The sequence below is a fragment of the Pseudomonas sp. ASL7 genome, assembly GCF_056680375.1.
Map to the genome: position 1 here is coordinate 2924263 of NZ_CM155279.1, position 12890 is coordinate 2937152.

General features: G+C 57.2%; 11 protein-coding genes and 1 pseudogene. 3 read left to right on the forward strand and 9 right to left on the reverse strand.

All coding sequences use genetic code 11. The features are described from left to right. Nucleotides 1-274: 274 nt before the first annotated feature. Both AC1MDT_RS13450 and AC1MDT_RS13455 read right to left on the reverse strand, forming a co-directional pair. A pseudogene (locus tag AC1MDT_RS13450) lies at nt 275-646 on the reverse strand (DUF6124 family protein). Nucleotides 647-735: 89 nt separating this feature from the next. Beyond that, complete coding sequence (locus AC1MDT_RS13455; protein ID WP_480422478.1) at nt 736-1761, reverse strand: methyltransferase; 1026 nt, start codon at nt 1759-1761, stop codon at nt 736-738. A gap of 478 nt (nt 1762-2239) precedes the next feature. Here AC1MDT_RS13455 and AC1MDT_RS13460 point away from each other — a divergent pair, with 478 nt between their 5' ends. Next, nucleotides 2240-2836: a hypothetical protein gene (locus AC1MDT_RS13460; protein WP_480422479.1), complete on the forward strand. Its 597-nt coding sequence runs from the start codon at nt 2240-2242 to the stop codon at nt 2834-2836. A gap of 216 nt (nt 2837-3052) precedes the next feature. On the opposite strand, the gene AC1MDT_RS13465 is transcribed toward AC1MDT_RS13460, so the two are convergent. After that, on the reverse strand, nt 3053-3442 hold the full coding sequence (locus tag AC1MDT_RS13465; protein ID WP_480422480.1) for a hypothetical protein: 390 nt from the start codon (nt 3440-3442) through the stop codon (nt 3053-3055). A gap of 628 nt (nt 3443-4070) precedes the next feature. Between AC1MDT_RS13465 and AC1MDT_RS13470 the strand changes: the two genes are divergently transcribed. Then, a complete protein-coding gene (locus AC1MDT_RS13470) occupies nt 4071-4430 on the forward strand; it encodes a DUF6124 family protein (protein WP_480422481.1) in 360 nt (119 codons plus the stop codon). Between the two features lie 225 nt (nt 4431-4655). Continuing rightward, nucleotides 4656-5651 carry a tRNA dihydrouridine(20/20a) synthase DusA gene (dusA, locus tag AC1MDT_RS13475; RefSeq protein WP_480422483.1) on the forward strand — a complete coding sequence of 332 codons (996 nt, stop codon included), beginning with the start codon at nt 4656-4658 and terminating at the stop codon, nt 5649-5651. Nucleotides 5652-5667: 16 nt separating this feature from the next. Here dusA and AC1MDT_RS13480 read toward each other — a convergent pair whose 3' ends face one another. The 6 genes from AC1MDT_RS13480 to zipA all read right to left on the reverse strand — a co-directional run bounded on the left by AC1MDT_RS13480 (nt 5668) and on the right by zipA (nt 12761). Continuing rightward, on the reverse strand, nt 5668-6981 hold the full coding sequence (locus AC1MDT_RS13480; RefSeq protein WP_480422484.1) for a sensor histidine kinase: 1314 nt from the start codon (nt 6979-6981) through the stop codon (nt 5668-5670). Next, entirely contained in the window at nt 6978-7646 is a 669-nt protein-coding gene (locus AC1MDT_RS13485; protein WP_480422485.1) for a response regulator transcription factor, read from the reverse strand. The genes AC1MDT_RS13480 and AC1MDT_RS13485 overlap by 4 nt, the downstream gene beginning before the upstream one ends. Before the next feature lie 3 nt (nt 7647-7649). After that, complete coding sequence (locus AC1MDT_RS13490; protein WP_480422486.1) at nt 7650-7955, reverse strand: PepSY domain-containing protein; 306 nt, start codon at nt 7953-7955, stop codon at nt 7650-7652. 138 nt (nt 7956-8093) lie between these two features. Then, nucleotides 8094-9257 (reverse strand): zinc-binding metallopeptidase family protein, encoded by a 1164-nt coding sequence (locus AC1MDT_RS13495; protein ID WP_480422487.1) that lies wholly within the window; start codon nt 9255-9257, stop codon nt 8094-8096. Nucleotides 9258-9420: 163 nt separating this feature from the next. After that, a complete protein-coding gene (ligA, locus tag AC1MDT_RS13500) occupies nt 9421-11778 on the reverse strand; it encodes an NAD-dependent DNA ligase LigA (RefSeq protein WP_480422488.1) in 2358 nt (785 codons plus the stop codon). Between the two features lie 128 nt (nt 11779-11906). Then, on the reverse strand, nt 11907-12761 hold the full coding sequence (gene zipA / locus AC1MDT_RS13505; protein ID WP_480422489.1) for a cell division protein ZipA: 855 nt from the start codon (nt 12759-12761) through the stop codon (nt 11907-11909). Between the last annotated feature and the right edge of the window lie 129 nt (nt 12762-12890).

A 12890-nucleotide genomic window follows, 5' to 3' on the forward strand; every position in this document is an offset into this window, starting at 1 on the left:
GTGGTGTCCCAAATAAAAAGGACGGCTCTCAGGGTAATGCCGATCAGTTAAGAAAATTCAGCAGCAACACATACCCTGTAGCAGCTGTCGAAGCCTGCGTCCGGCTGCGCAGCAGTCGAAAACCCTGAGGGCGCGGTGAATCTGACGCACTGCATTGTCTGACATTACGACTGCTGCGCAGCCGGACGCAGGCTTCGCCAGCTGCTACGGGCATTAGCCTCCCAGGGGCGTCCTTCTCTTTATCACCGCCTAATCACGGTTGCCGACCGTACCTTCATACACTGCTGGGTGGGTCGACATTATCCAGTGCCCGATTCACCAACAGCTCCCCAACTACCGCCAACTGCTGAATCGACAATGCCAGACTGCGCGGCGAACCTTCGAGCTGACAAGCCAGATCGGTAGTAAGGACGTTTAGCGACGCTAGCGTTTCGCAGGCGTGACAAAGCAAGGTTTCAGTGTCGACGTTGGGCAGGATGGTGAAAACGTCTCAGATGGGATCGGCGTGATTCGGATTGCGTAGGCGTTTGCTGACAGCGCGATGGCTGGCTTCGGAGAGCTGGTCAAGATCGACGGTATCGGAAGCGGTTGGCGCTTCGGAAAAAAGGGGACGAAAAACGGAAAAAAAAGAAAAAAGGGGACAGATTTATTAATACATGCAGCCACGTACAAAAATAAATCTGTCCCCTGTTCTTCTTTTCTTTGAGGTAGTGTCCTAATGAGCTGCCACCAACATTACTTGTAGGCGATAGCAGCACTCGTTGGGCCGGCAAGATGGATAAATTCAAAACGTTTAAACCCGGCCTCGCTGCACCAGTTGCGGAAATCCGCCCCGGTGTAGTCGAAGGCATCGCCAAACTCAATCAGCATGTTGAGAGACATTAACAAACCAAACGCGTTTTCCCGTCTGGCATCATCAATTAGATTTTCTATTGCAATGAAGGCGCCCCCTTCGGGAAGTGCTTCGTATGCTTTCTTGATTAGCATCTTTTTATTCTCGAGGTTCCAGTCATGCAGGATATTACCCATCGTGATGACATCCGCCTTGGGGAAACCCTCTTTGAAGAAATCTCCGGCGACCGTCTTGATTTGTCCTTGCATCCCAGCCGCATTGATATGTTTCTGTGCAAGCGGTGCTACTGGCGGTAGATCAAAGCTGTTGAACTTCAGATGTTGATGACGTTCGCCCACAATTCTGGACAATAAAGCCAGTGCACCGCCGATGTCGCTTACAGTGTTGTATTTGGAGAATTCAAACTTCTTAGCCAATTCGGAAAAATTGGCTGCTTGAAAGCCGGTCATTGCATCGAGGAACTCGTTCAGCTGATCCTGATTAGCATAAAGCACCTCGAATATTGATTGGCCTCCTTTCTTTACTTCATTCTGCGGTTGCCCAGTTTTTAAGGCTGTGCCGAGATTATTCCAGAATCCGAACAAGCGTGAATTCAGCATCTCAGGCAAACCACCGATATAGGTGGGACTTTTCTTGTTCAAGAAAGCGGCTGTTTCCGGCGTATTTTTGTATTTCCCTTCTGGGCCATCTCCCTCTCGTTCGAGAAACTTCAATGCAACCAACGCATCGAAAAAATCATAAGTCCCGCGCGGGTGCAGCCCGAGAACCTTGCCCAGTTCGGGCGACGTCATTTTTTCGTTTCCAAGCACGGAAAATAAATCGAGTTCCACCGCCGTGAGCAAAACCTTGGATGCCCAAAATGCGGTTGCAGTTTGCATAATATGGCTTGGATCGAGTTGCTCTTTCATAATTTATTCTCTTTGGTTTTTTGTTTTTATTTCTAACTTAAAACAGGGGGAGGCACATCGTCACAGGTTGCGCCGCCTAGTCAGAGTGTAGCCACGCGAGCGTTTCGCAAGCGTGACAAAGCAAAGTTTCAGTGTCGACGTTGGGAAGGATGGTGAAAACGTGGCAGATGGGATCGGCGTGATTCGGATTGCGTAGTCGTTTGCTGACAGCGCGATGACTGGCTTCGGGGAGCTGGTCAAGATCGACGGTATCGGAAGCGGTTGGCGCTTCAGGAGGATCGGGCGTTAGGGTAAAACAGGTGTAAACCTATTTCAGGACTAGACACCGCGATTGGATTTTCTCCTGACCAAGTTCGACAAGGGTTAAAAACGCTAGGTCAATTGGTGCTGGCGCATCCACACCTTTTGGTTTTCTATGGAAGGCATCGCAAAGCCATCAGCCCTCCACCTGCAGAGGGGTCGGCCGCTAGAGGTGCAATTGGAAACAATAAACAATCCGGTCTGTAGTTTCTTCTCACGCACCGGGCTTATTAGTCTCATAGTCGATCGTCTTGGTGCTGAATACCAACCTTCTCACCTCGTCCTTGATGCAGATAACTACACCATGAATTCTGACGTTCTGGATGAATTCAAAAACATAGCTTTCTCTTGGACTCCCGATCGCCCGAAGGAAAGAGTCCCTGAATATCTGCTGAAGGTGATGCGCGACCCAGCTTGCACTCACCTGGTCTGGCTCTCTCGTCAGGCCATTGACTACACCGATGAATTGTTCACTTGGGTGTTGGCACATGAGTTGCGCCATGTGTATCAATCACGCCACCAAAACTCTGATCTATTCAGGCAGATTCGGAGGAAGGTGCAGGAGCTTCGCCGAAGCCCCGATTTCAAAAGCCTTCCAAACTCCATATTCGAACCCGCAGAGATAGACAGCGAGCTATGCGGTTTACGTACGTTAATGGCCATGTTCGGAGATGAGCACACTCAAGCATTTCTGTCCTCAACCCCTCTTCCTCGCTGCCCACTTCCCTCCTATGCGGATTTTCTTCAACGCATGCAAATTACAAGTTTGAATTGATCGTAAACCCGTGAAATGCCGTTACAAGGCGTGAACCCGCAGCGCATCGAAAAAAAGGGGACAGATTTATTTTCCATGCCGTTACGTACAAAAAAAATAAATCTGTCCCCTTTTCTTGCGAATCAGAAACTGCCCCGTCCGCGGATCGAACTGGCGCACAAAGTGAACGTCCCTGGAACCGAAGGGCTGATCGCTGAACCCGGGCCCCCTGATCACCTAGAAGCTGTTCATCCGGTGGATCGGTATGAAGTGCCGGTTATCCATTGGTACGAAATGCCGGTTGTCCATTGGCACGAAATGCCGGTTGTCCATCGGTACGAAATGCTGGTTGCCCATTGGCACGAAATGTTGGTTGCCCATTGGCACGAAATGCTGGTTGCCCATTGGCACGAAATGCTGGTTGCCCATTGGCACGAAATGCCGGTTTTCCATATGAACCGGGCCCCTGTGGAAATCGTGGAATTGCCCGCATTGCTGTAGCGGCCCACTGACCAGAACGGCCGGGTGAGGATTTTGACCGAGGCCGCCACTACTGATTGCCTCCAGGGAGAGGCTGCTTGCCAGAAGCCCCGCGACCAAGAGCAAGAACTGCTTGAAGATACGCATAACGCCACCTCCGACGGTCCCCCTACACTCAATTATAGTGCGCGATGGACCCCGGCCTGGCCTTGGCGCTGAAGTAGACATCTAGCCAAACGGCGGGTGAGCAGAAAGTAATAACCTACAAATTACCTTGTAATTCATTGCGTTATAGAAAAAAAAGGGGACAGATTTATTTTCCATGCTGTCACGTACAAAAAAATAAATCTGTCCCCTTTTCTCGTCTTTCTGGCCCTTCGAGGATTTAGCATCGAAAACGCAGTGCGTGCCCTTTCATTAAACACCGCCATAGGGTGCTTGTTTAAGCGCCTTTAAGCTTACTTCCTGAAAGCTACAAAACCTTGCGCCATTGCCTACGGGTACGCCAGAATCCGCCGGCTTGTGCGCCTTGGGCTTGCTCGGTAACTTGATTCGTGTCACTGCCCATCAGTGATCGGGTTTAGCAGCCCGCGATAACCTAAGTCGTACGACGCTTCTATCAGTCAGGTTTTTCGCCTGCATTTTGATGGTAGCTGTGCGCAGGGCGCCCTTGGGCGCGCCGGCTTCTTAGGTTTCCCGGTCTGCTAACCTGCGTGCAGCTGCCACCCTCTCGTTTAGCAGCAGGAGGGTTGGCACACCATTAGGAACCTAAGATATGTTCAAAGTCACACCCAACCCACCGGACACCGATCCGGTCTCCCCGTACGAACCCGACTCAAACAAACTCAACAGCGCCGCCGAACGGGCCCTCGATTTTCACTTCCCCTCCACTGCCGATATCAAAGCCAAACCGCGTACACCCAGCACTTTGTTTACCGTGGACCCAGAGGTCACGACCGAAACCCTGATGGTTTATCTGGTCGAGACCCTGGCCTCGGTCGATGTAATGGTCCATCACTTGGTGGATCTTCTAGAGGGTGGATCGCGCAATGCCCTGCTGGGCATTTCCAACAGCATCATGCTGGCGGAGATCACGGCTAACAGGGTGCTGGATCAGATTGATCCACCTGAATAGGCCGGGTCCGTTCTGACGAGGGGCTTGTCGGTGTTGGGCTGCTGTGAAGCGGCCACAACGCTGGGACTGCTGCGCAGTTCAACGGGGCGGTGCGGCGTTCCGACAAGCCCCCTCGCCACCGCTTCTCATCGCTTGTCTGTCGCTTATCCGGTGGGGTTTATCTCAGTCCCAAGCCAATCCTGATAAACTCCCCCACCTCCCAGCCTCACCGATTCCATATCCCCAATGTCCGTATCCAACGCCACACCCGCCCCGCTCTCCCGCCGTGTCTCCGTCGCCCCGATGATGGATTGGACAGACCGCCACTGCCGTTTCTTCCTGCGCCTGCTCTCCAAGCACGCGCTCCTCTACACCGAAATGGTCACCACTGGCGCGCTGCTCAACGGCGATCACGAGCGTTTCTTGCGGCACAACGAAGCCGAGCACCCGCTCGCGTTACAGCTGGGCGGCAGCGTGCCCTTGGACTTGGCTGCCTGCGCACGCATGGCCCAGGACCACGGTTACGATGAGGTGAATCTGAATGTCGGCTGCCCGAGTGATCGGGTGCAGAACAACATGATTGGCGCGTGCCTGATGGGGCATCCGCAGTTGGTGGCCGATTGTGTGAAGGCGATGCGCGATGCGGTGTCGATTCCGGTGACGGTGAAACACCGGATCGGGATTAATGGGCGCGACAGTTACGAGCAGTTGTGTGATTTCGTCGGCACGGTTCGGGATGCCGGGTGCACGAGTTTTACGGTGCATGCGCGGATTGCGATTTTGGAGGGGTTGTCGCCGAAGGAGAATCGGGACATTCCGCCGTTGCGCTATGACGTGGCGGCGCGGTTGAAGACGGATTTTCCGGAGCTGGAGATTATTCTCAACGGCGGGATCAAGACGCTGGAAGCCTGCCACGAGCATTTGCAGACGTTTGACGGTGTGATGTTGGGCCGTGAGGCGTATCACAATCCTTATGTGATGGCTGAGGTGGATCAGCAGCTGTTCGGCAGCACGGCACCCGTGATCAGTCGGGCCGAAGCGCTGGCGCAGTTGCGGCCCTATATTGCTGCGCACCTTGAGACGGGCGGTTCGATGCACCATATCACCCGGCATGTGCTGGGGCTGGGCACCGGTTTTCCGGGGGCGCGCAAGTTTCGGCAGCTGTTGTCGGTGGATATCCACAAGGCCAAAGAGCCTTTGGCGTTGCTGGATCAGGCCGCCGAGTTGCTTGAGGGGCGTTAAGCGCCCCGCTGTTGTATCAGCGTTTCGGCAACTTGATGGTCACGTTCAACCCGCCCCACTCGCTCTCCTGCAACAGCAATGCCCCGCCCCACGTGTCGACGATGTCACGCACGATCGCGAGGCCCAAGCCATGCCCGTCAGTCTGTTCATCCAGCCGTGTCCCACGGCTGAACACCTTATCGCGTTGGTCCTGGGGTATCCCCGGTCCGTCGTCTGCCACGCTTAACTCAAAGCTTTCTGTGGTTACCTTCACGTTCAATCGAACCTCGGCGTCCGCCCATTTGCAGGCGTTGTCCAACAGGTTGCCAAGCAGTTCCAGCAAATCCTCGCGATCCCACGGCAGTTGCAGTCCGGCGGGTGCGAGGTAACTGAGGTGCAGATGCTCGCCATGAATCATGTTCAACGTGGCCAGCAAGCCGGGCAATTCAGCGTCGCAATCGAACAATGCGCCCGGCAGTGCGTCGCCGGATAACCGGGCGCGATTGAGTTCGCGATTGAGTCGATGCTGGACCTGTTCCAGTTGTTCCTTGAGGGTTTTGTGCAGGTGCGGATGCGCATCGAGCTGCTCGCTTGATGCCAGGCTCAACAACACCGCCAACGGGGTTTTCAAGGCATGGCCGAGGTTGCCCAAGGCATTGCGCGAACGCTTGAGACTGTCTTCGGTGTGGGCCAGCAAATGATTGATCTGCGCCACCAGCGGCTCCAGCTCCACGGGCACCTGGTCATCGAGTTGCGAGCGCTGGCCCTGCTGCAACTGGGCGATCTGCTCGCGGGCTTTTTCCAGCGGACGCAATGCACGGCGAACGGTGATCCGCTGCAACAGCAGAATCAGCAGCAGCCCCGCCAGGCCCAGGCCAAGACCGATCTGTTGCATGCGCCGGAAGCTCTCACGCACCGGGGTGTAATCCTGGGCCACGCTGATGGAAATCGACTGGCCCAAGCGGCGATAGTCCGAGCGCAACACCAGCAACTGCTGTCCTTCCGGCCCCAGTTGCAGGTTGCTGTGCAGACCGGGATGGTCCATCAGCGGCAGCTCCCGATCCCACAGCGAACGGGAACGCCACTGGCTGTCGGCAAAATCGATACGGAAGTAATGCCCGGAAAACGGCCGCTGATAGGCCGGCGACAGGTGCCGCTCATCCAGTTGCACGCCCTGCGGTCCACGCACCAGTGCCACCAGCAGGTTTTCGCTGTCGTCGCGCAGCCCGGCTTCGAGGTAACGCTGCAAGCCCATTTCGAACAGCCATAGACTGGTTTGCGCCAGCACCAGGCCGACAATCACCATCACGCTGATCAGCCCCAGACTCAAGCGGCGCTGGATCAACCTCACTGGGCTTGCCCGCCGAACAGGTAACCCTGACCGCGACGGGTTTCGATCACGCTACGACCGAGCTTGCGTCGCAGGTGATTGACGTGCACTTCCAGCACATTGGAATCGCGCTCGGTTTCACCGTCGTAGAGGTGTTCGGCGAGGTGAGTTTTGGAGAGGATCTGTTCGGGGTGCAGCATGAAGTACCGCAACAGACGGAATTCAGCGGCGGTGAGCTGGATGTCGGTGCCGTCGCGGGTCACGCATTGACGGCCCTCATCCAGGTGCAACCCGGCTGCCTTGAGGGTCGGCTGATTGGCCTGGCCGTGGGACCGGCGCAACAACGCCTGTACCCGCAAATGCAACTCTTCGGGGTGGAACGGTTTGGTCAGGTAATCGTCCGCGCCGGCCTTGAGGCCTTCGATCCGTTCGGCCCAGGAACCGCGCGCGGTGAGGATCAGCACCGGGGTCGACAACCCGCCCGCGCGCCATTGGGTCAACACCTCAAGCCCTGGCAAACCCGGCAGGCCGAGGTCGAGGATGATCAGGTCATAGGGTTCGCTGCTGCCCTGGTACACCGCGTCGCGACCGTCGGCCAGCCAGTCCACGGCATAACCCTGACGGTTGAGCCCGGCCATCAATTCGTCGGCCAGGGGCACGTGGTCTTCCACCAGCAGCAATCGCATCGGTCAATCATCCTTGTCTTTCAATAAACGGCCAGTGGCGGCTTCGATGTGCAGTTCGCGGACCACGCCTTCGGCGGTCAACAACTCGACGTCATACAAGTAGGTGTCGTGTTTTTCTTCGAGATCGGCTTCCAGCAGTTTGGAACCGGGGTAGCGGTCCAGCGCCTGTTGCAACAGCTGCTCCAGCGGCAGGATCACGCCCTGCTGACGCAGGCGCAGGGCTTCGTCCTGATTCAGCTCGCGAGCCATGACCACCGAGCAAAAAGCCAGCAGCGCCGGGGTCAGGCAAGAATAAGAAAACACCTTCATTACGTATCCTGATGGTCCTTGTGAACCTGCCCGCTGACAGCGTCCATGTGTTGCTACGGTGCACCTTAGCGATAGGAACTTAACTGAAACTGAATTGCCATCATGGAGCAACGCAGTGTGCAATCACGGGCTGATTTTTTAGGGCGCCAGCACCTCGTCTGCCCGGCCGCCTTCCTGCTGTATCACCAAGTGAATGAAGTGCAGTTTGGCGATCACCGCAGGTGACAGGACAAACGGATAGAAATCCGCCTGCCCCATGCTGCGCGACAGTTCATTGAGCATGCCGGCCAGTTCGATCCACGCATTGACGAACGACAGGAACGCAGGGCCACCGGGATGGCGTGGATCGTAGAGGGTACTGGGCGGGAATGGCTGATAGTCGAAGTCCATTTCCCGGGCGCTCATGCCAAAACCCAGCGCGGTATCCACCGCGTCCATCATGTGCAGGTAGTGAGCCCAGGTTTCGGCCCAGTCCTCCCAAGGATGCATGGTGGCGTAGGCGCTGACGTAATGCGGTTGCCAGTCGAGGGGCGTGCCTTGCTGATAATGCCGGTCCAACGCGTCGGCATAACTGGCGCGCTCGTCACCGAACACGCCGCGAAAGTGCTCCAGCCACTGGCTGTTGGCGATCAATCGGTCCCAGTAGTAATGCCCGACTTCATGCCGAAAGTGCCCAAGCAACGTGCGATACGGTTCGTGCATCTGCACCCGGACCTGCTCGCGGTGGGCATCGTCGGCTTCCTTGATATCGAGGGTGATCAGGCCGTTGGCGTGGCCGGTGGTCGGCGGATTGCCTTCGAGGTCGACGCCGATGAAATCGAAGGCCAGGCCGCTCTCTTCATCCACGGTTTTCGGAATCACCTGCAAGCCGAGGCTGACTAACTGCGCGACCAGGCGACGCTTGGCGATTTCGACCTTGCGCCAGCGTTCGTGGTTTTCTGAAATGGATAGATCAGGGATGGTGCGGTTCAGGCTGCACGCGATGCATAAAGCATCGTGGTCGTTGGCAGGCAGTAACCAATTACACGCGGCGGGGGTATCGAGGTTGGCACAGCGGCGGAACACGCCCGCCTCGGGATCGGCATCGAGCAACCAGGTATTGGCTTGAGGGCCAGGCTGCAGTGAGGACAGGCGACTCTGGTCCGGCTGATAACCCAGCGCCGCCGAACAGGCCAGGCACTGGCTGTTGCGAAAAAACAGCGACTGCCCGCAGCGGCAATGCCAGACCTTGCTGTTGCGCGAGCTTTCGCCGATGAAAGGCGCGGCAATGCGGGAGCTGAGCTGTTCGAAGAAGCGGTGCATGGCGATCTCTCCCTGGGGCTTGCCAAGACTAGATCATGATTCGGTATCGATCGTTCCCGCTTTTTTGCGCAACGGCTAATGGCGCTTTCGCGAGCAGGCTCGCTCCCACATTTAACCGAGTTCTATGTGATCAAAGTGGGAGCGAGCCTGCTCGCGAATGGCATCACACGGAAATACCATGCTGGCTCAAAAACCCGACAAACGCCTCTTCATCCAATACCTTCAACCCCAGCTCATTGGCCTTGGCCAACTTGGAGCCAGCACCCGGCCCCGCCACCACGCAATGAGTCTTGGCCGATACCGAACCCGCCACCTTGGCGCCCAGGCTCTCGAGCTTGTCCTTGGCGACGTCTCGACTCATCAACTCCAGTGAGCCGGTCAACACCCAGGTCTGGCCAGCCAGCGGCAGGCCTTCGACGACTTTTTTCTCGCTCTGCCAATGCATGCCGAAATCGCGCAGCTGTTTCTCGGCGGCTTCGGCCACCTGGCGATTTTCAGCCACCGCGAAAAACTCGCGAACCGAATTCGCCTGTTTCTCCGGCAGCGCCTGACGCATGTCCAGCCAGTCAGCGCCGAACACGCCTTCGAGCGAACCAAACTTGTCCGCCAGCTTCTGCGCCCCGCCCGGTCCAACCGAAGGAATGTGCAGCTTGTCGAGGAAACCGCCCAACGTGGTGCTCGCCGCAAACTCGGCACCCAACTCGCCCTGATCCTGAATCTGCAGGCCGTGCTTGAGCAGATCGGCGATCACTTGCTGGTTATGCGCATCTTCAAAGAAACTGTGAATCTCATGAGCCACTTCCAGGCCGACATCCGGCAAGTATGTGAGCACTTGCGGCAACGCCTGCTGAACCCGCTCCAGCGAGCCGAGAGAACGCGCCAGCACCTTGGCCGTCTCTTCGCCGACATCGGGAATCCCGAGGGCGTAGATGAAGCGCGCCAGGCTCGGTTTTTTGCTGTCTTCGATAGCGCCCAGCAGGTTCTTGCTCGACAGCTCGGCGAAGCCTTCGAGATCGACGATTTGCTCGAACGTCAGGGCGTACAGATCGGCCGGTGAGCTGACCAGGCCTTCGTCCACCAATTGCTCGACGCTCTTCTCGCCCAGACCTTCGATGTCCATGGCGCGACGGGAGACGAAGTGAATGATCGCCTGCTTGAGTTGCGCACCACAGGCCAGCCGACCGACGCAGCGGTACACCGCGCCTTCACTGACGGTCTCGCGCCCCTTGCTGCGCTTGACCAGTTGCGTGCGCTCGACATGTGAACCGCAAACCGGGCACTGCTCGGGGATCTGCACCGGCCGTGCGTTATCCGGGCGGCGCTCGAGGACCACTTGCACCACTTGCGGAATCACATCGCCAGCGCGACGGATAATCACCGTGTCGCCAATCATCAGCCCCAGGCGCGCCACTTCGTCCATGTTGTGCAACGTCGCATTGGCCACGGTGACACCGGCAACCTTGACCGGTTTCAAGCGCGCCACTGGGGTGACGGCGCCAGTGCGGCCGACCTGGAATTCCACGTCGAGCAATTCGGTGAGTTCTTCCATGGCCGGGAATTTGTGGGCGATCGCCCAACGCGGTTCACGAGCGCGAAAACCCAGCTCACGCTGCGAGGCGATGCTGTTGACCTTGAACACCACGCCGTCGATTTCATACGGCAGCGCATTACGGCGCTCACCGATGTCGCGGTAGTAGTCCAGGCATTCATCGATGCCCTGCGCCCGCTTCAGCTCATGGCTGATGGGCATGCCCCAGGTCTTGAGTTGCTGCAAGTTACCAATGTGCGTGTCGGCGATATCCGCCGATATCTGGCCGATACCGTAGCAGCAGAATTCCAGCGGACGGTTGGCGGTAATCTTCGAGTCCAACTGCCGCAAGCTACCCGCCGCCGCGTTGCGCGGGTTGGCAAAGGTCTTGCCGCCGGTTTCCAGTTGCGTGGCATTGAGCCGTTCGAAACCGGCCTTGGACATGAACACTTCACCGCGCACTTCCAGGGTCGCCGGCCAGCCGCTGCCTTGCAGTTTGAGCGGAATGTTGCGCACGGTGCGCACGTTGACGCTGATGTCTTCGCCGGTGGTGCCGTCGCCGCGCGTCGCGCCACGCACCAACACACCGTCTTGATAAAGCAGGCTGACCGCCAGGCCATCAAGCTTGGGTTCGCAACTGTATTCCACTGCCGCGCCGCCACCGAACAAGTCGCCGGCCGGCAAGTCGAGACCTTCGGTCACCCGCCGATCAAACTCGCGCATGTCGGTTTCGTCAAAGGCGTTGCCGAGGCTGAGCATCGGCACTTCATGACGCACCTGAGTGAACGCCGACAGTGCCGCGCTCCCCACTCGCTGGGTCGGCGAGTCGCTGGTGATCAAGTCGGGATGGGCCGCTTCGAGGGCCTTGAGCTCGTGGAACAGCCGGTCGTATTCCGCGTCCGGGATGCTCGGCTCGTCCAGCACGTGATAGCGGTAGTTGTGCTGATCCAGCTCAGCGCGCAGCTCTAGAATGCGGTTTTTGGCGGCGGTCATGGGTGTTCTCTCATAAAGCAAAAGAGCAGCCGTGGCTGCTCTATCTCATCTCATCAAGATCAAAAGATCGCAGCCTCGTTTCACTCGACAGCTCCTACAGAGTGAAACGAGGCTGCGATCTTTTGACTTTAGCGCTTCTGGGTCAAGGCACGACGTTCAAATTCAACGATGCGCTGACGGTAGTGCTCAATCGTCTGGGCGGTCAGCACGCTGCGCTGGTCGTCTTTCAGTTCGCCGTTCAGCTCCTGGGACAGTTTGCGTGCCGCCGCCACCATCACGTCGAAGGCTTGCTTGGGATGACGCGGACCTGGCAGGCCGAGGAAGAAGCTCACCGCCGGCGTGCTGAAGTGGTCGATGTCGTCCAGGTCGAAGATGCCCGGCTTGACGGCGTTGGCCATCGAAAACAGCACTTCGCCATTGCCGGCCATGCTTTCGTGACGGTGAAAGATGTCCATCTCGCCGAAACGCAGACCGCTCTCCAGAATGTTCTGCAACAGCGCCGGCCCCTTGAAGCCAGCGGCGTCGCGGCAAATCACGCTGATCACCAGCACTTCTTCGGCTTGCGGTTGTTCCTTGTCGCTGACCTTAGGCGCGGACTTGGTGTCATCCGGGAAATCGTCGTCACGACTGCTGAAGCTCGGGCCGCCGTCAAGGTCCAGGCTGAGGTTCATGTCGCCCTGGGATGGCTCACCGTGACTACGCTTGCCGCGCTTGGAACCCGACTCACGGGGTTCACGCGCAGGCATGCTGACTGACGGCAGATCATGCTCGTCCAGTTGCGGTTCTTTGTGCGTATCCAGCACGCGGGGCGGGCCCAACAGCTCGGCGCTGGTGTCCTCGTCCGGCAGGTTGGACAAACTTCGATCAAGACGGAATTTCAGCTTTCCCTTACCGCCGCGCATGCGACGCCATCCATCGAAAAGAATACCGGCAATGACAATAATGCCGATGACGATCAGCCACTCGCGCAGACCGATTTCCATGTAATCCCGTGCCTCTATAAAAAATGCTGAAAAATAAGTGGTTTACAACTCGCAAACCGCTTTAAAACGTGGCGCCAACTCTATGTTCTGACAGGCGTTTTGCCCACGTATACGAAAAATTGACATTAA